The sequence below is a fragment of the Bradyrhizobium genosp. SA-3 genome, from assembly GCF_004212635.1.
In the GTDB taxonomy this organism is placed as follows: domain Bacteria; phylum Pseudomonadota; class Alphaproteobacteria; order Rhizobiales; family Xanthobacteraceae; genus Bradyrhizobium.
Genome location: NZ_PSRT01000157.1, coordinates 1 through 17,964, shown reverse-complemented (window position 1 = coordinate 17,964; position 17,964 = coordinate 1). Strand labels below are relative to the sequence as shown.

Here is a 17,964-nt window from a genome sequence, read left to right as displayed (position 1 = left end):
AGCCCGCCAAAGCGGGCGTCTCGAATGATGGGCCGCAGGGAAGCCGCTTCCCATATGCGATCGCCCTGACCGGGAAGGGGGACGGCGCATGCGCGATCAGATTTCGGTCTCGCGCATCTCTTCCAGTTCGAATTTCGAACGCGCCGCGCCGCAGCCGGAAAACCATAAACTCAATCATCGCAAGTGCTTAGAGCCGCACGTCGGGGCTGGCACACAATCTGCGTTTCCCACTCGCATCTCACGCCTTGCGGCGGGGGGAGGACAACAACCGAGATTGGGAGGAATGCATGAGTGAGAACAAGACCAACTCCGCACGTCGACACGAGAGTCTCGACGCGGTGGTCATCGGTACGGGCGTTGCGGGCCTTTACCAGCTCTACAAGCTGCGCGACGAGCTGGGTCTCAAGGTCAAGGCGTTCGACACCGCAACCGGTGTAGGCGGAACGTGGTACTGGAATCGCTACCCTGGCGCCCGCTTCGACTCCGAGGCCTACATCTACCAGTATCTGTTCTCCGAAGAGCTCTACAAAGGCTGGAGCTGGAGCGAACGTTTCCCCGGCCAACCCGAGATCGAACGCTGGCTCAATTATGTCGCCGACAAGCTCGACCTGCGCAAGGACATCCGCTTCAGCACGACGATCACCTCCGCCGTCTATAACGAGGCGACGCAGCGCTGGACCATCACGACCGACAAGGGCGAGGTCATTGACACGCAATTCCTGATCACGTGCACCGGCATGCTGTCGGCGCCACTGACATCCATGTTTCCCGGACAGGAGACGTTTAGGGGCAAGCTCGTTCACACCGGCCGCTGGCCGAAGCAGGATCTCGATCTTGCCGGCAAGCGCGTTGGTGTCGTCGGTAACGGGGCGACCGGCATCCAGGTGATCCAGACCATCGCAGGCGAGGTCGGCAGCCTGAAGGTGTTCGTGCGCACGCCGCAATACATCATCCCGATGAAGAATCCGAAATACGGCCCGAAGGAGGTCGAGGCCTACAAGGCGCGCTTCAAGGAGTTCTGCGAGACGCTCCCCCACAGCTTCACCGGTTTCGAGTACGACTTCACCAACGGCAATTGGAAGGACCTGACCAGCGAGCAACGCCATGCGGTGCTCGAGAGGATCTGGGACGAGGGCTCGCTGCGGCTGTGGCTCGCCTCGTTCGCAGAGATGTTCTTCGAGGAGGACGTCAGCGAGGAAATCTCCGAATTCGTCCGCAAGAAGATGCGCGCGCGACTCAAGGATCAGAAACTGTGCGAGACGCTGATTCCGACCGACTACGGCTTCGGGACGCATCGCGTTCCGCTCGAGACCAACTATCTCGAAGCGTATCACCAGCCGAATGTCGAGCTGGTGAGCGTCAAGACCAATCCGATCGAGCGGATCACGCCCGCAGGCCTCGAGCTCGCTGATGGAACGACGTACAATTTCGACGTCATCATCCTCGCGACCGGCTTCGACGCCGGCACGGGCGCGCTCACCCGCATCGACATCCGCGGCCGCGACGGCCGTTCGCTGAAGGACGAATGGAGCCGCGATATCCGTACCACCATGGGATTGCAGGTCCATGGCTATCCCAACATGTTCACGACCGGCGCGCCGCTGGCGCCCTCCACAGCCCTGTGCAACATGACGACGTGTCTTCAGCAGCAGGTCGAGTGGATCAGCGGCTGCATTGGCTATCTGCGCAAGAACGAGCTGAGCGTCATCGAGCCGACGCGGGAAGCGCAAGATGCCTGGGTCGCCCATCACGACGAGATCGCGAGCGCGACTCTCGTGACCAAGACTCACTCCTGGTACATGGGCTCCAACGTCGAGGGCAAGCCGCGCCGACTGCTGTCTTACATCGGCGGCGTCGGGACCTATCGTAAGAAGTGCGATGAAGTCGCCGCCGCCGGCTACCAGGGCTTCGCCAAGCAATAAGCACGGTGGACAGGGCCGCGCGATCCGTCGCGTGAGCGCGGCCTCGTTCTCTTGCACCTCGCCAACACAGAACGGAGAAACACATGCGCAAGGAATTCGCTGTAGACGCCGACGCTATCCTCAATGAGACCGTCGCGAACGGAAAGGGGGTGCCGGGTGTCGTCGCCATGGTGACGGATCGCAACGGCAACATCTACGAAGGCGCCGCAGGCAAGCGTCGGACCGACAAGCCGGAGGCGATGACGACCGATTCGAGCTTCGCCATCTTCTCGACCACCAAGGCAATCACCGGCACCGCCGCCCTTCAGCTGATCGAGGAGGGTCGGCTCGATCTCGATGCACCCGCCAAGAACTATGCGCCCGATCTCGGCAAGCTGCAGGTGATCGATGGCTTCGACGCCAAGGGCCAGCCCAGGCTGCGTGCGCCGAAGCGCGAGGTGACCACGCGCATGCTGCTGCTGCACATCGGCGGCTTCGGCTACGATTTCTTCAACGAAAACTATTTGCGCCTGGCGACCGAGCACGGACAGCCGAGCGTGATCACCTCGTCCAAAGCCTCGCTCATGACGCCGCTGCTGTTCGATCCCGGCTCGAGGTGGGAGTACGGAACGAACATCGATTGGGTGGGGCAGGTCGTCGAGGGCATTACCGGCAAGCGGCTGGGCGAGGTCTTTGCCGAGCGCATCTTCAAGCCGCTCGGAATGGCGAACACGACGTTCGAGATCAACGATGTCGTCCGCAGCAAGCTCGCCGGCGTGCACGCCCGCAACGCCGACGGCTCGCTCACGCCGATGGACTTCGAGTTGCCGGCGAGCCCCGAGGTCCATATGGGCGGGCACGGTCTCTACAGCACGGTCGGAGACTACATGCGGTTCATCCGGATGTGGTTGAACGACGGCAATGGCCCGCACGGCCGCGTGCTGAAAGCGGAGACCGTGAAGATGGCGGAAAAGAACCACCTCGGCGATCTCAAGGTGACGGCGCTGCCGGGCGTGATCAAGTCGCTCTCCAACGATGCCGAGTTCTTCCCGGGACAATCGAAATCGTGGGCGTTCACGTTCATGGTCAATGACGAGGAGGCACCGACGGGCCGCCCCGCGGGTGCGCTCGGCTGGGCGGGCCTGGCAAACCTGTTCTACTGGATCGACCGGCAGAATGGCTTCGGCGGCTACTGGGCAACCCAGATCCTGCCGTTCGGCGATCCGGATTCGTTCACCGGATATATGCGTTTCGAGACCGCATTCTACGACGCCCTGCACCGGCGGAAGGCCGCGTAAGCGCGTTGTCAGGTTAGGACATTCGGCGCGCCTTTCGGCTTCACGGCTTTCGCAGTGCGGTCGGAGGCGCGCCTAAGTTGCGCCCTGATCCGGTTGTCAGTTGCGTCTCAGCATGGAATGATTTCAAAATCAGGCGATAAAGCTTAGGGTCCCCCCAACAACAAGAAGATCTTGGACCGCTCAGCGCGTCAAAGGAGGAAGCGTGTTGGGGCAGACACCGGAGGAAGCCTTTGCCAATCCAGGCATTGAACGCGCCGTCCTGACGAGTTGGGAGCGCTTCATGTCCGGGACCGGCGCCGGCGGGCAGGTCGTTCGGCCCGCGATCAACGAGTCCTGGCGGCGGAGCCAGCAATCGGCCGTGGACCATCGGCGCAGCCAGGCGCCTCTGCCGATGAACGACGACCGGCTGCACCGCCTGCTCGACAAGCGCACCCGCCTGGTCCACGCCGGCGCTTCGACCATGGCGCTGGCGCGCGACTACATGCTCGAAACCGGCACGGTGATGGTGCTGACCGACGCCGATGGCATCGTGCTGCGCCTGGAAGGCGATACCAGGCTCGCGCTGCGCAATGCCGTGGAGAAGACGCATCTGTTGCCCGGCAGCAACTGGAGTGAGGCGACTTGCGGCACCAACGCGATCGGCACGGCGCTGCAGACCGGCCAGGCTATCCAAGTCCATGCCACCGAACATTTCTGCTCGGGGATCCAGCGCTGGACCTGCTCGGCCTCCGTCGTCCGCGATCCCATCGACGGCGCAGTCATCGGGGCCATCGACATTTCCGGGCTGTCAGATTCCTACGGACGGCAGGCCCTCGCACTGGCGATCTCGGCGGCCGCGCGCATCGAGGCACATCTGCTCCAGATGGAGATGGACGCCCGCTACCGGCTGCTTGATCAGTGCTTCTGGATGGTGCCTGCCACGGACCGCCACCACACGGTGCTGTTCGATAGTGCCGGGCGCCCGTTCAAGGCCAACGGCGAGATGGCGCAGATCATGCGCGACCTCGGCGCGCCCCGGGGCCAGCCTGACTTTCCTCAGATCGGGACCAGCGATGACCGTCCCTGGGGGACTTCACGCCCGGCCTGGATCAAGGAGGAGTGGCTGCGGCCGGTGGTCTATCAGGGTGAACATCTCGGCACGGTCATGGTCGCGCCAAAGCCCGTGGCGGCGAGCAGGACGTGCCTACCGCTTGCGCGCGAAGGGACGCATGCATTCGCAAGCGTCGTCCACGGCAATGCGAGGATGCATGCGGTGGTCGAGACATGCCGCCGCGTTGCCGCGACCTCCGCGCCCGTCCTGCTGCTTGGTGAGACCGGTGTCGGCAAGGAGATATTTGCCCAAGGCATCCATGCGGCATCGCCTCGGCGCGAGCGTCCCTTCGTCGTCGTCAATTGCGGCAGCGTCTCGCGCGAGCTGCTCGCCAGTGAGCTGTTCGGCTATGTGGAGGGTGCTTTCACCGGCGCGCGTCGCGGCGGCTCCGCCGGAAAGATCGAAGCCGCTTCAGGCGGAACTCTTTTCCTCGACGAGATCGGCGAATTGCCGCTCGACCTCCAGCCCATGTTGCTGCGGGCGCTGGAAAGCGGCGAGATCAACCGCATCGGCGAGACCACGACGCGCAGGGTGGACTTCCGGCTCGTCGCTGCAACGAACCGCGAGCTGCAAATCGAGGTCGATGAACGGCGCTTCCGCAAGGATCTCTACTACAGGCTGGCGGTGGTCCCGGTCGTCGTGCCTCCCTTGAAGGAGCGGCCGGATGACATTCCGATGCTGGTCGAACACTTCGTTGCTCAGGCAAGGATGCGCTATGGTCTCGGCGATCGCAGTTTCGCGCCAGAGGTGATTGCGCGCCTGCAAGGTTATGACTGGCCCGGTAACGTGCGCGAGCTGCGTAATCTGGTCGAAAGCCTGATGTTGACCGGGGACGGGGACGTGATCGAAGTTTCGAATCTGCCCGATTTCATCCCCCAGACGGAATTGCGCGCCGGAGGTGACCACGGCCTGTCGCTCGCCGAATCTTCCGAGCGCGATCTCATCGCGCGCACGCTGCGCTCATGCAATGGTCATGTGGCAGCCGCCGCGTCCGCGCTCGGTCTCGCCAAGAGCACCGTCTATGCCAAGCTGCGCCGCTACGGCATTCGTCCGGACCTCGGCTCCGCAAACGACCCCGCCTGAAGTCAGGGCCGTTCTCTGAACATTGGGGGTGGGCCGCCAGGTTTCCAGCGGACACGTCCGGCTAGGGAGCGCGGGTCAGCTCGACGCCATCGACCACCATCTTCCATGTCCCCGCCTCCTGGTGAGGTGGTGTCGATACCTCGAATGTCGCCGTAAGGAATGGAATGCCGACGACGAAATTGTCGCCCTCGAACCGCCGCAACGGGGCGTCGATCGATATCGTGGTGGTGCCTGCCGTGGTGTTGCGCCTGACGCGCTTGTAGCGGACGGTCCCGTCCTTCGTGAGCTCAACGTCCATCGCCTGTGCGTGCCACTCGCCGACATAAGCGGCCTTGCCGTCCGGCACCGGCTGCCCGCACGCCGACAGGATCGGCAGAGCCGCAACGAGAATCACCAAAGAAAATTGCCGTCTCATTCTTCGCTCTCTATCGGACAGGCGGAGGCCAGGGAGATGCCAGAGTGCCCATCTTCGTCGGCCGCCATGCCATTCCGGTTCACGAACCGGGCGTCGCGGGCCACGTCCGCCGTCGCTGTTCGCGAAAACGCGCCCGCTCAGCTGGATAGGGCATCAGACGACGAATCTGAGGGGCGGGTGTTCGAATCGTTCCGGGCGCGCCACTTCGGTACAAAACTGGGCACTCCAAAACCTGCCGTTTTTGCGCCGGACGCGGCGACGAGAGTGCGCAAGAGCACGCTTTTCGATCCCATGATGCGAACTTCCTTCGCGTCCACTTCGACGCGCTGGGCCAGCGCACGGAGGTGGTCGCGCCGGTAGTCGCCCGCCTCGGTTCGCATCCACCTACGGGCCTAGCCGGCGAAGGTTTTGAGTGCCTGGGGTGTGATGCTCGGCCCAGCCCGATCAAGCGCCCTTGGCCCGCTCTGCGTCGGCGCGGGCCTGATCGCGGATGGACTTCAGCTCGGTCACGCGCTCTTTGAGCAGCGGATCGGAGACGTCGGCGACCCCGTTTTCGATGGCGTCGTACAGCCGCTTGAGTTTGCAGCATGAGCGCGATCGCGCAGAGCAGGCCATGAATGCATGGAAGCAAAAGAGCCGGGCCAGCGGAGCGCCGTCAAGGCCGCGAGCCGGCGGAGCCGGTCGCGCGCAGCGCGAGCCTTGACGGCGCTCCGTTGGTCCGGCAGTGGCCTCCCATGCGATCATGGCCAGACATCCCGCCGAGCACGCGCAACAAGACGCTATGCTGCGAACGATGGCGCCCGGAACGTTGATTTTGAAAGCTTTCTCGCTTCGAGCGGCACCAGACCGCTTCATACGGTGCCGCTGCAGTGCCATCCAAAACAATGTGCAGACAAACACTTGAGACCCCCAACGGCCCAGAGCGACACCGTCGCTTTTATCTTGCCGTCCTAATCGGTCGAGATCCGCGCCCAGCTCTCGGTCGGTAGGGTCGAGTATTGTCGATAGCGGACGAGAAGGTGGACTTGGCAATATCGACGCGAATGATCCATTGTGGACTTTCGTCGAACAGGCTTGCCCTGCATCCGTTCGGCTATAAAATCCTTGGATCGCTCGTCAAGAAGGTCCGCGTGTGACCATATGCGCGGACCACCGTCGCGGTGCGTGGCCAGAGGATCATGTGGACGTTCTTAACCGGTCTGTGCCTTTTCGTCGGGCTTGCCACGGCAGCGCTATGGCTTGGGCAAGGGGCCAGACGGGTTTCCCAAAGGCCTATACGACGGTTGACAAAATCGTTTCCAGCATCGACCTGCTTTTCATCATAGCCGTGTTTTTTGTAGTATTTTATATGACACGTTGAGGGAGGCCGCAGCTGGCCCATAAGCTTCGATCCCCATCAGATGGCCGCTCCTGGCCCATCGCGCCGTTCCTGGGATTGATCGAAATGGCCGCAATCGAGGGTAACCGGACCAACCCGGAAATCCGGAAGACAGCCGCCCATGAGGCGTAGTGCAAGATCGCGGTCCGTCGCTGGTTATCCGGCTGGATCGCGTGGGCGGCCGTTGCGTCATAGCGCCACGGCGAAGGAATAGTGCCCATCTTCATCGGCCGTGGCGCCAAATGCACGATATTCCGCGATATTTTGGGATGGGAGTCCCGATCGTGAGTGCCAGCCTCTTGATCGACTGATCTTGCAAGCGGTGGCGGGCGGGAGCCTGGCCCTGGCTCGGAGACTGCTTGCCAGTTCTTCGGGGTTTCTCAGACGCCTGTCGACTGCAACCGCGATTTGTCGTTGCCGCACACGATCTATTCATTCCCGCTCCATCATGTTGGCGATCCCTTTGATGCGGCTTCTGGCGTATTTCGGCAGGCCGGCGCTCAGCGAATCGCCGCTGTTGAAGGAGCTCTTGCCCATGAGCAGTTGCGCGGGCACGAGGTTTCGCAGAACGGGTGTATTGCTGTATTCCCTTTGCTTGTTCAGCACGTCGTTCCTGACCGCAATCAGGATGTAGACCGTTGCGATGGCGGCTTCCCGCTGGGTCGGATCCTGTTGCAGAACCGCAAGCAGCTTGCCGAACTGGATGACCTGGTTCACCCAAAAGATGTTCTGCTCAAGCGCGCTGGTGACTGTGGAATCGAGCCCTGTCAGGGTCGGCAGCTCGGCAAGGCGCGGCTGCGTGACCAACATGATCTCACTCTGGAACTCGATGAAATCCGGAATCGGTTTTTTGCTCTCCTCGCGCAGCTTGTTGGCAAGCTGAATGCCCGCCGGAATTTTCCCTTCGAACATGTAGCGGGACCGCACGCAGATCGAGTTCGCGTCCTCGCACCAGCGGCGATCCGGCGGACGGTTATGCGCGGCGCCCGCGTCTTTGTTGGGAACATCATCGCCCGCCGTGATCGGCCAGTGCTTGACTGCCGGATCGATCTGCTCAAGGAACGCGACATTCGCATATCGCGACAGATCCGATGCGGCTGCCGGTCTTGGAAGTCGAAACCGGGCCTCCGCCTGGTAGACCGAGAGCTTCAGCTTCGCTTGCTGGTTGAGCGTGGGCTCAACGAAGCTCGGGAAGAGCGAGAGGAAGCGCCGCTGAACCGGACGTGAGCGGGCCCAATCGTCGAAAGGAATGAGCCCGGTCGAGGAATCGGCGAGTTTGTCGTTGCGTTGGTCGGCGAAGATGACGGTGTGCGGTTTGATCTGTGCGATCGGGATGCTGGCGACGGCGGGCACGTCCTCCAGCTGGAATTCCTGCCCGATCGCACCTGTGCAAGCGGCCACCCAGGCGGCGATGAGGACTGCGGCACGGTGAAGTCTCATGGGTCAATGCTCAATTCAGCCGCCGCCAGAAATAATCCGGATCGACTCGGAGCGGCGGTCGCGGGAGGCGGTCCTCGTCATCGGGAGGTCCGCGCCAGGAGGGATATTCGCGCGGACCAAGACGCCAGGTCGGGAATGGAAAGGGCGACCGGTTGTCGCCGTAATGGCGGTTGTCGTAGGACCACTGCTGGAATGGCCCGTCGTCTTCGTCACGACCGCCACGATGGGCGTAGCTTTCTGCACGCGAGACGATCCGAAATTGCGTATCATCGATTCTGCCCGACGGATCTCTCTTGAGATACTCGGTGAAAGCGCGGCCGGAGCCGGCCGGTGAAGGATCGCCGGTATGGGGATCGATCGAGAGGGGAACGAGCTGACGCAGTGCTTCGCGCGAAGGGCCGTTCAATGCCATCTTGGGAGCGTGCAGCTCCCAGGCTGCCTGCACGATCGGCTCGAACATCGGCAGCGCCACTTTTGATCCGGTTTGGCCGCTGCCAAGGGAGCGGCGCCCGCCATTGCTGTTGTCGTAGCCGACCCAGATGGCGATGGTAACGTCATTTGTGAAGCCGACGAACCAGGCGTCGACCGCATTGTCAGTGGTACCAGTCTTGCCGCCGACAAAGGGCGAAAGATGCTTCACCACGCGCGCGGTTCCGCGCGCGAGCACGCCCTGCAGCATTGATTTCAACTGGTAAAACGATGCGCGGTCGGCCGAGCCGATCCAGTCCACCGCGCGGGTATCGTGCTGGTAGATTGGTCGGCCGTCCTGTTCGATCGTTTCGATCGCATGGGGCCGGGGCCGGGCGCCCTCGTTGGCGATCGCTGCATAGAACGCCGCAAGGTCGATGAGCCGCACGGTTTGGGCACCGAGCACGAACGGGTAGTAGCGCATGCAGTCCTTGTAGAGCTGCGCTTCCATCGCGAGCTCGCAGACCCGGTCGAGGCCTCGCTCGGCACTGTCGTCGAGACCGGACGCGAGCAGTTGCACGGTGGCGAGATTGCGGGAGTTTTCCAGCGCACGCCGCAGTGTAATGGCACCCAAAGCGCCGCCGTCATAGTTCTTCGGCGACCAGAAATCGCCCCGGCGCGCGTGGACCGTCGCGCCGATCGGTGTCAGCGTAATGGGTTCGTCCATCACCAGCGTGTTGGGCTGCAATCCCTTGCGAAGGGCGGCGAGATAGGTCAGCGGCTTCAAGGTGGAGCCGGGTTGGCGCAGGCTCTGGACGACGCGGTTGAGCTGGCTTGCCGGATACGAAAAGCCGCCCGCCATCGCGAGAATGCGGCCGGTTTCGTTCCCGAGTACGAGCGCCGCCCCCTGCACGGTCGGTCGAATACGCAGATCGGCACGCGCCGCTTCCTTGCCATTGGCTTCGCGCGGTTGCACGTAGACCACATCGTACGGCTTGAGGCCGCGCTGGATCGCGGCGCTCCAGGTGTTCAGCGGCAGGATTCTTCCGTCGGTCAGGCCGACGTTGATCGCGTGGCCACGCTTGCCACGTGCATTCTCCAGGACGGCCGCCGATTCCCAGTGAACGTCGTAGAGAGGTAGCCGCGTCGCCTTCAACGCCGCGAGCCAAGCCGGTTCCGTGGCCTTCAGGTCTGCCGCAATACGACGGACGGCATCGGAAATGTTCGCCTCGGGTCCCTCAAATTTGTAGCGGCCGGCATTCAGCTCGTACCGCGCGAGGCCCTCCTGCAATGTCGCTTCGACTACGCGCTGCAAGGCCGAGTTGATGGTCGAGCGCACCGTGTAGGAGGCGTTGGTGAGAGTATCAAGGCCCGCGACCAACTTTGCCTCGCGGGCGATGTGATCGACGAAGTGAAAGCCGAAGTCCCGTCGCGTCGGCCGGTACTCCACCAGCTGCGGCAATCCTGCTTTCGCCGCGGCGGCGTCGATCATGGCGTCGTCCCGCATGCGGCCGAGCACGTAGGCAAGGCGCTCGCGCGCGCGCTCGGGGTGGTGGTCGGGGTTGAAGTAGTTCGGTCCCTTGGCGAGCCCGGCGAGGAGGGCGCCCTCGACGGCGGAGAGCGCCTTGGCCGGTTTGCCGAAATAGCTGCGCGCCGCGATCTCGATGCCCCAGGCTCCGCGACCGAGATAAATCGAGTTGAGATAGAGTTCGAGGATTTCCGCCTTGGTCAGGGCGCGCTCCATCCGCGAGGCAACGATCATTTCACGCAGTTTTCTTTCGTAAGTGATGTCGTTGCCAACCAGCAGGTTCTTGGCGACCTGTTGCGTAATGGTCGAGCCGCCCTGCGGCCGGCCCGGGTGCGTGAAGTTGCCGATGAAGGCGCGGACCAGTCCGCGCTCGTCAATGCCGGCGTGTTGGAAGAAGCGCTTGTCCTCGGCGGCGATAAATGCGTTGCGTACCTCTTCCGGGATATCCGCAAGCTTGACCGAGATGCGGCGGTTGTTAGGCGCGTAAATCTCAGCAAGGCGCTCGCTCTTGTTGTCGAGGACCTCGCTGGTGCCAGAAAGCCTGAGGTGCTTAAGCTGCGCCGCGTCGGGCAGATCCTTGACCGCGCTGTTGTAGAAGGCGATGACCTGGCCAAGATCGACCGGAGATTCTTCCACTTTTTCGACCCTGCAGAACTGCCTATAGGCCACCTGGAGGTCGGCCAGATTCAGTCCTTTGAGCGCCTTGATCTCGCTGCTCAACGCCTCCTTGTCATCCATGGCAGTGGCAATCAGATCGTCCAGGTTGATGTCCTCGATGTCGAAAGCCTTGCGCATGTGGGCGCAGCCGGCACTCAAAAGTTGCGCCACCTCGAAGCGGTCACGCACCGCATCGAATTCCGTCTTGACCCCATCCGGCCGGGTAGTGACCTGGCTGAAGGCAAGCGCCGTGGCGAAGATCTTGATGAGTATCGAGTCCATGACCGGCCGACGCTCGAAAAAGCCGCCTCCGCAAGGTCGTAGAACAATAACAAACAAGACTGTGTTGAGGAAAAAGTTCCTGAGCTGTCGCCGCTCGCTTCTCCGGGCCTTCATGATTGCTCCGACCTGGCCGCGGCGCGGAACCAACGGCCAGGCCCGTGCGTTTTAGAAAGACCAAATTGGCAGCGCACTCATGAATGCCCCTCTTCCAGTCGTGCTTGCCGTGGCGCTCCTAAGCGCCGCCATCGCCACGATGCCTGTGGACGCTGCCCCTCGGAAAAAGAACACCCGGACACTTGCTGCAGTCTCCCCTGCAGCTAGCGTCGCTCAGCCGCCCACGGACAGATTTTTGGCCTGCGACGTCCGGGTGCGAGATTATCTTCGCGAAGGCGGAGCGGTGACACGGGTGACCAAGATCGAAGTGGACGATGCCCGACTGCAGTTGAACATTCAGCATGAGTACGGGGAGGCAGGAAAGTCGTCTCGAAAATACCTCCGCGGGGACACTGAAGAAGAAATGCGCAAAAATCTGCGCGGAATATTGGATGAGTTCGCTGCGGCTGCGAAGGCGGCAACGGCTGGTCGCGCTTGGTATGTGGTCGCTGCTCGCAAGGTCATGCCGGACCCCCGCGAAGGTTCGGGCGAGACCACGAGTCCGTGGACGGCCGTCGTCCTCGCGGATTTCGACGGAAAATGCAGACCTATCACGTTCTATCAGTCTGTCGACCGGACCAAGCTCGATCCTGAACTGAACAAGAAATTGGATGAGTGAAGCTTTGCGCCTGAATTGATTTGCAGTCGTTGCAATCGCAGTGCCGCCAATCAAGCGCCGCCATTGCAGCGCTCTTCGCGGCTTACCGGATCCTTGTCACCACGTCGGGTCGGTTTTTCTCGAGCCAGGCCACGGCCTCCGGTCCGTCGACGACGCACTCGAAGGTTTCCCAGGTCGGGTCCTCCAGGGATTCTGATTGCAGTCGCTTCGCCGCATACTCAACGAGGTCGTGCAGCCGTTCGTATCCGCGTCGGCCCTCAAGGGAATCTGCAATCGCGGTACTGGCCCATCCTCGTTGGGCCAAGTCGATAATGCTCGGAGCGTCAGCCTCGTTGAACCAGGGTGTGGCATCGAACTCGATGCAGCGGACATTATCGGCTGTATGGCAAGTAGCGTGGATCATTGGATTCCTCCATTCGCCGGCTGACAACCGCAGCGTGACCCCGAGCATGTGTTCGAGATTGGCGATCGTGCGTGAGATCACCGGCCGTGAGATCGCCAGGCGCTCGGCGGCTTTCGCCATGCTGCTCTCCTCCACCACCGTCATGAAGATGTGGAGGTCGCGAGGCTTGAGAAATCGTCCGACTCTATCCGCCCAGGATACTCCTATTTTGGCGCTGACTCCAGCTCCGGATGGACTTGCTCGAAGTGCAGGAGGTGGCGATGGAAGGCATTCGCATCGCGGTTGCAGCTCTCGTCGTGATGTTCAGTGCCGCCACGGGCGGTGCCGCCGAGGTCACCGTTTTCAGCACGCCGACCATGAAGGGCGCGCTCGATGACCTTGCGCCAGCGTTTACACGCGCAACCGGCCACACGCTCGTACTCAGCTTTGAGGGCGTGCCGGTGCTCAAGCGGCGGATCGAAGCGGGTGAGATGTTCGATGCGGCGATCCTGTTGCCGGCAACGGTCGATGATCTCACGAGGCTGGGCAAAATCGCCGCGGGTACGCGCGCAGACATCGCCCGCACGGCCGCCGGTCTGGCGATCCGTGCGGGCGCGCTTATACCTCAGGTCGCCTCCAGCGAGGCCTTAAAGCGAACGCTGCCCAAAGCCGCCGAGCAACTGATCGCATTCCTGCGCTCGCCAGCCGCCGCCGCTGTCATCCGGAGCAAAGGATTGGAGCCCGTTGCCCCGTGAAACGCCGGGAGCAGCCGGAACATCAGCCGCCCCAGCGGTCCCGGATGTTGTCCGACTACAACGCCAGCCCACACGCCTGCCGGATGGCGATCTGAACCGGCGAAGGTGGCAACGCCGGATCAAACTCGCCCTTCGGCAGCAGGGGAGGCTGTGCCATGAAGCGCGGCCGCTTCCCCCGGTGGGGTTGCGCGGCATGAACAAGGAACGGATGGCACAGATAGACGCTGCCTGCCGCACCGGTCGCCAGTTCGACCTCGCAATCTGCGGTCGAGGCGTAGTCCTCGGCAGAGAGCTGCCGGAGCGTCGCGCCTGCGGCGCCATAGGGCAGCAGCTCCCGCGCGATGGTGGCATGCGAGCCTTTCCGGATCCTCGTGGGCGCATCATCAGGGCCGACATCCGAGAACAGGAAGAGCATCAGCAACGCACGTCCACTGCTTTTCACATTGGCACGCCAATCCATGAAATCCGGACTGGCGGTGCCAAAGCTCATGTCCACGTGCCAGCCGTCATCACCGGGGGATTCTGCCGAGGGGAAGCGGATCGGAAAGGTTCCGAGAGCCCTGGGCATAAGCCAGCGCCCTTCGCCCGCGAGTTGATCGTAGGCTTGGTGCAGGGACGGCCCGTTCGCGGCTTCAATGAATGGGGGCGAAGCCTTGGACCCCACCCGGACAACGGGTTGGGTCCAGTGTTCGGGTTCGTCCGGCGACAGACCAATATCCGCCCACAGCTCGTCCCTGCATCGCTTTGCAAGCTGGGCGCTGAAGGCATGTTCGATCTTGACGAAACCGTCGTCGATGAAGTTCTGGACCTGACGGGGCGTCAGGCCAGTCTGTTCGGTCTTGGGCATTGCACATTCTCCGTCCGGCTACGCATCAAGCGCAGCCGTGTGATCCGATTGGCGCGGATGCGCCGGAACGACTTCAGCCGTTCAGATCAGCGGGAAGAATGTGGACATGAACATCATGGTGGGAACGTATACCGCGGCGGAGCGTGGAATCAAGGTTCGCCCGACCTCGCATCCCAAACAAAGGCCGAGCGAGGCTCGGACAGGTGTGCGGTTGCGGCTATGGATGTCCACATCATTGATCTGAAACAATGATGGTCTTCGGCACAAGTGCTAGGTCGAGTCGCAGGTCGCGGCGCAAGGCTCCAAAGGCCGGTCGAGACAATCTCAGCGCGTGTTGGAATCCGAGGGCTCAATGGGACGACTCCTGAATATCGTGACGCCGCTGCATACGGCGACCAAGCGCGACTACATGGGCCGCATGAACGACGACAAGATCGCCTGCTCGCTGAAGGCGCGGGAATACGAGGCCGATTATTGGGATGGCGACCGCCGCTTCGGCTATGGCGGCTACCGCTTCATCGAGGGGCGCTGGGCGCCGGTCGCCAAGGCGCTGATCGAGACCTATGGTCTGAAGGATGGGTCGAGCGTGCTCGACGTCGGCTGCGGCAAGGGCTTTCTGCTCTACGAGATGCAGAAGATTCTGCCGGGCCTGAAGGTCGTCGGCTTCGACATCTCCAAACACGGTCTCGCACATGCGCATGAGCAGGTGAAACCGTATCTGTTCAATTATCGCGCCCAGGACGTCTATCCCTATGGCGACGACAGTTTCGACCTCGTCATCTCGCTCGGCACCCTGCACAATCTCAGGCTCTATGAGCTCGAGGCGGCGCTCAAGGAACGGGTCGGCAAGAACAAATACGTCATGGTCGAGGGCTACCGCAACGTCGCCGAGCTGCACAATCTCGAATGCTGGGCGCTGACGGCGGAATCCATCCTGCACACGTCGGAATGGATCTGGCTCTACGGCAAGCTCGGCTACACCGGCGATTACGAATTCATCTATTTCGAGTGACCGGGCGCGACCCATGGATATCAAGACTGCCAAGGGGGCGATTCTCGTCGAGTCCGGCAAGCCGCTGATCGTCGACGAGTTCACCTTGCCTGATACGCTCGAGCACGGCCAGGTGCTTGCGCACGTGCACACGTCGAGCATCTGCGGGGCACAGATCAACGAGATCGACGCCGTCAAGGGCGTCGACAAGTTCCTGCCGCATCTGTTGGGGCACGAAGCGCTGGCGACCATCGTCGAGACCGGACCGGGCGTCGTCTCCTGCAAGCAGGGCGACACCGTCGTCATGCATTGGCGGCCGGGCAAGGGCATCCAGTCCAATACGCCGGTCTATTCCTGGCGCGGCAAGCGCCTCAACGCGGGCTGGGTCACCACGTTCAACGAATATGCCGTGGTGTCGGAAAATCGCGTCACGCCCGTTCCCGCATCGATCGATCGCAGGAGCGCGCCGCTGCTCGGCTGCGCGGTGACGACCGCGCTCGGCGTCGTCAACAACGATGCGCAGGTCGCCATCGGCGAAGCCGTCGTCGTGTTCGGCGTCGGCGGCGTCGGCTTGAACATCGTGCAATTTGCCGCGATGGTCGGCGCTTATCCGGTCGTTGCGATCGACCGCCTCGACAACAAGCTCGAGATGGCCCGGCAGTTCGGCGCCACCCACACCATCAACTCCGACGCGGTGAAGGATCTCGCTGCCGAGGTCCAGGCCATCACCGGTACTGACGGAGCCGACAAGGTCGTCGAGACCACCGGCGTCAGCCGGTTGATCGAGCTCGCCTACGAGATCACCGCCAAGAAGGGCCGCTGTATCCTGGTCGGTGTTCCCCGCGACAAGGTCGAAATCTACACGCTGCCGCTCCACTTCGAGAAGGTGCTGAAAGGCTCGGAAGGTGGGCAATGCCAGCCGGCGCGCGATATCCCGCGTCTCGTTCGCCTCGACGAAGCCGGCAAGGTCAGTTACCGCGGCATCGTGACCGACGAGTTCGCGCTCGACGACATCAACGATGCGCTGGATCTGATGCGCAGCGGCAAGTCGGGGCGCATCCTTCTGAACATCAGCTGAGCGTGGCCGCCGGTCATTTGCACCGGCAATGATCGCCGTCGCGGCTTTTGCCTGCATGGGCATCGCCCCCCATTCCGGCAGGCGGCCGCCTGACCTTCGGTTCAAGATCGCTCGCAGCGGCTTGCCGCCATCGGCGCAGCACGCGATCCACGAGACAATGGTCGGCCTGTAACCGGCGGGCCGGGCATCATCGAATTGTCATCGCTCCGTCATTCCCGCTCTATCGATCGCTGCTCCCTTCGCCGCGCATCGTGGAGGCTGATATGCATCTGATTGAGACAATGTCGTCCGACCGCCGGTCGATCCTGAAGGGCCTCGCGGCCGCGGCCGTCACGTCGCTGGCCGCACCGGCCATGGCGGCTGAAGGCGTTCCGGCACAGCCGGCCGGTTCGGCCCTCGCGGTCGCCACCGACAAGGCCTATTGGACGGCCGTGAAGGGGCTCTATGCCGTGACGCCTGAAGTCGTCAATCTGGAGAACGGCTATTGGGGCATCATGGCCGAGCCGGTGAGGCGCGAGTTCATCCGCCAGACCGACATGATCAACTATCAGAACACCTACTACGCGCGGCTGCGTGCGGGTGCGGATTTCGAGGCCGTGCGTGCCAAGGTGGCGGAGGCGGTCGGCGCGCTGCCCGAGGAGATCGCGCTCACCCGCGGCGCGACCGAATCGCTGCAGCTCCTCATCGGCGGCTACAACAGGCTGAAGCCCGGCGACGGCGTGCTCTATGCCGACCTCGACTATGATTCGATGCAGTATGCGCTGAACGCGCTGAAGGCGCGCCGCGGCGTCGACGTGGTCAAGTTCGATGTGCCCGAGCCCGCCACCCGCCAGGCGGTGCTCGACGCATATGCTCGCGCGATCGATGCGAATCCGAGGACAAGACTTCTCCTCCTCACCCATGTCAGCCATCGCACCGGCCTCGTCATGCCTGTCGCCGAGATCACGCGCATGGCCAAAGCCAAGGGCATCGACGTCATCGTCGACGCCGCCCATTCCTGGGGACAGATCGACTTCAGGGTGAGTGAGCTCGAGGCCGATTTCGTCGGCTTCAACCTGCACAAATGGATCGGAGCGCCGGTCGGCGCGGGCTTCCTCTACATCAGGAAGGATCGTCTCGCCGCCATCGACCGCGACATGGGCGACGAGGATTTTCCGGAGACCGACATCCGCTCGCGGGTGCATACCGGCACGGTCAATTTCGCGACGGTGCTGACGGTGCCCACGGCCGTGGCGCTACATCAGCAGATCGGCGCGGCGGCAAAGCAAGCTCGCCTGCGCCATTTGCGCGACTATTGGGTGAGCCGCGCCCGCGGATTCAAGGGCGTCGAGATCTTGACGCCGGATGAAGTCGGCTCATACGGAGCGCTCACATCCTTCCGCCTTGCCGGCAAGACCAGCAAGGCCGACAACGACGCCATCGTCGCGAAGCTGAGGGACGGCCACAAGATCCTGACGGTGCGCCGAGCCGGCGTCGCCAAGGGGCAGTGCATCCGGGTGACGCCGGCACTCTACACCGAGGAGGCCGATCTCGACCGCTTCGTCGAGGCGCTCGCCGTCATCACGGGGACGAAGACGGGGTGAGCCAGGGGAGGGGTAGGGCTATCGCATGTGAATGCGTATCCTGGACCATCCTTCGAGACGCCCGCTTTGGCGGTCT

General features: G+C 62.8%; 14 protein-coding genes and 1 tRNA gene. 9 read left to right on the top strand and 6 right to left on the bottom strand.

All coding sequences use genetic code 11. The features are described 5' to 3' along the window. The first annotated feature begins 287 nt into the window (after positions 1 to 287). From CWO91_RS35920 to CWO91_RS35910, 3 genes are all read left to right on the top strand, one after another. On the top strand, positions 288 to 1,922 hold the full coding sequence (locus CWO91_RS35920) for a flavin-containing monooxygenase (protein WP_130220187.1): 1,635 nt from the start codon (positions 288 to 290) through the stop codon (positions 1,920 to 1,922). Positions 1,923 to 2,005: 83 nt separating this feature from the next. Then, entirely contained in the window at positions 2,006 to 3,199 is a 1,194-nt protein-coding gene (locus tag CWO91_RS35915; RefSeq protein WP_130220186.1) for a serine hydrolase domain-containing protein, read from the top strand. 202 nt (positions 3,200 to 3,401) lie between these two features. Then, complete coding sequence (locus CWO91_RS35910) at positions 3,402 to 5,372, top strand: sigma-54-dependent Fis family transcriptional regulator (protein ID WP_245471480.1); 1,971 nt, start codon at positions 3,402 to 3,404, stop codon at positions 5,370 to 5,372. Positions 5,373 to 5,433: 61 nt separating this feature from the next. On the opposite strand, the gene CWO91_RS35905 is transcribed toward CWO91_RS35910, so the two are convergent. Further along, complete coding sequence (locus tag CWO91_RS35905) at positions 5,434 to 5,787, bottom strand: hypothetical protein (protein WP_130220185.1); 354 nt, start codon at positions 5,785 to 5,787, stop codon at positions 5,434 to 5,436. A gap of 129 nt (positions 5,788 to 5,916) precedes the next feature. Here CWO91_RS35905 and CWO91_RS35900 point away from each other — a divergent pair. Continuing rightward, positions 5,917 to 5,990, top strand: a tRNA-Arg gene (locus tag CWO91_RS35900). A gap of 241 nt (positions 5,991 to 6,231) precedes the next feature. Here the strand turns inward: CWO91_RS35900 and CWO91_RS35895 are convergent. The 3 genes from CWO91_RS35895 to CWO91_RS35885 all read right to left on the bottom strand — a co-directional run bounded on the left by CWO91_RS35895 (position 6,232) and on the right by CWO91_RS35885 (position 11,480). Further along, complete coding sequence (locus CWO91_RS35895) at positions 6,232 to 6,531, bottom strand: hypothetical protein (protein WP_130220184.1); 300 nt, start codon at positions 6,529 to 6,531, stop codon at positions 6,232 to 6,234. Positions 6,532 to 7,597: 1,066 nt separating this feature from the next. Further along, complete coding sequence (locus tag CWO91_RS35890; protein WP_208753115.1) at positions 7,598 to 8,518, bottom strand: hypothetical protein; 921 nt, start codon at positions 8,516 to 8,518, stop codon at positions 7,598 to 7,600. A gap of 97 nt (positions 8,519 to 8,615) precedes the next feature. Beyond that, positions 8,616 to 11,480 (bottom strand): penicillin-binding protein 1A, encoded by a 2,865-nt coding sequence (locus CWO91_RS35885; protein WP_130220188.1) that lies wholly within the window; start codon positions 11,478 to 11,480, stop codon positions 8,616 to 8,618. A 406-nt stretch (positions 11,481 to 11,886) separates the two neighbouring features. Between CWO91_RS35885 and CWO91_RS35880 the strand changes: the two genes are divergently transcribed. Beyond that, positions 11,887 to 12,252: a hypothetical protein gene (locus CWO91_RS35880; protein WP_130220183.1), complete on the top strand. Its 366-nt coding sequence runs from the start codon at positions 11,887 to 11,889 to the stop codon at positions 12,250 to 12,252. Positions 12,253 to 12,334: 82 nt separating this feature from the next. On the opposite strand, the gene CWO91_RS35875 is transcribed toward CWO91_RS35880, so the two are convergent. Further along, complete coding sequence (locus CWO91_RS35875; RefSeq protein WP_283811055.1) at positions 12,335 to 12,805, bottom strand: LysR family transcriptional regulator; 471 nt, start codon at positions 12,803 to 12,805, stop codon at positions 12,335 to 12,337. 80 nt (positions 12,806 to 12,885) lie between these two features. On the opposite strand from CWO91_RS35875, the gene CWO91_RS35870 reads away from it, so the two are divergent. Next, the gene (locus tag CWO91_RS35870; protein WP_130220181.1) at positions 12,886 to 13,389 is read left to right on the top strand and encodes a molybdate ABC transporter substrate-binding protein; all 504 of its coding nucleotides are present in this window, start codon (positions 12,886 to 12,888) and stop codon (positions 13,387 to 13,389) included. Between the two features lie 55 nt (positions 13,390 to 13,444). On the opposite strand, the gene CWO91_RS35865 is transcribed toward CWO91_RS35870, so the two are convergent. Beyond that, positions 13,445 to 14,236 (bottom strand): phytanoyl-CoA dioxygenase family protein, encoded by a 792-nt coding sequence (locus CWO91_RS35865; protein ID WP_130220180.1) that lies wholly within the window; start codon positions 14,234 to 14,236, stop codon positions 13,445 to 13,447. A gap of 352 nt (positions 14,237 to 14,588) precedes the next feature. On the opposite strand from CWO91_RS35865, the gene CWO91_RS35860 reads away from it, so the two are divergent. The 3 genes from CWO91_RS35860 (at position 14,589) to CWO91_RS35850 (ending at position 17,888) form a co-directional block, all read left to right on the top strand. Further along, positions 14,589 to 15,248 (top strand): class I SAM-dependent methyltransferase, encoded by a 660-nt coding sequence (locus CWO91_RS35860; protein WP_165405951.1) that lies wholly within the window; start codon positions 14,589 to 14,591, stop codon positions 15,246 to 15,248. A 13-nt stretch (positions 15,249 to 15,261) separates the two neighbouring features. Further along, complete coding sequence (locus tag CWO91_RS35855) at positions 15,262 to 16,305, top strand: zinc-binding dehydrogenase (protein ID WP_130220178.1); 1,044 nt, start codon at positions 15,262 to 15,264, stop codon at positions 16,303 to 16,305. Positions 16,306 to 16,568: 263 nt separating this feature from the next. Next, entirely contained in the window at positions 16,569 to 17,888 is a 1,320-nt protein-coding gene (locus CWO91_RS35850) for an aminotransferase class V-fold PLP-dependent enzyme (RefSeq protein ID WP_130220177.1), read from the top strand. Positions 17,889 to 17,964: the final 76 nt, after the last annotated feature.

Bases quoted from the DNA above. Each gene is read 5' to 3' on its own strand.
- CWO91_RS35920 (WP_130220187.1), top strand. From the start codon at position 288: ATGAGTGAGAACAAGACCAACTCCGCACGTCGACACGAGAGTCTCGAC.
- CWO91_RS35915 (WP_130220186.1), top strand. From the start codon at position 2,006: ATGCGCAAGGAATTCGCTGTAGACGCCGACGCTATCCTCAATGAGACC.
- CWO91_RS35905 (WP_130220185.1), bottom strand. From the start codon at position 5,787: ATGAGACGGCAATTTTCTTTGGTGATTCTCGTTGCGGCTCTGCCGATC.
- CWO91_RS35895 (WP_130220184.1), bottom strand. From the start codon at position 6,531: ATGATCGCATGGGAGGCCACTGCCGGACCAACGGAGCGCCGTCAAGGC.
- CWO91_RS35885 (WP_130220188.1), bottom strand. From the start codon at position 11,480: ATGGACTCGATACTCATCAAGATCTTCGCCACGGCGCTTGCCTTCAGC.
- CWO91_RS35870 (WP_130220181.1), top strand. From the start codon at position 12,886: ATGGACTTGCTCGAAGTGCAGGAGGTGGCGATGGAAGGCATTCGCATC.
- CWO91_RS35865 (WP_130220180.1), bottom strand. From the start codon at position 14,236: ATGCCCAAGACCGAACAGACTGGCCTGACGCCCCGTCAGGTCCAGAAC.
- CWO91_RS35860 (WP_165405951.1), top strand. From the start codon at position 14,589: ATGGGACGACTCCTGAATATCGTGACGCCGCTGCATACGGCGACCAAG.
- CWO91_RS35855 (WP_130220178.1), top strand. From the start codon at position 15,262: ATGGATATCAAGACTGCCAAGGGGGCGATTCTCGTCGAGTCCGGCAAG.
- CWO91_RS35850 (WP_130220177.1), top strand. From the start codon at position 16,569: ATGCATCTGATTGAGACAATGTCGTCCGACCGCCGGTCGATCCTGAAG.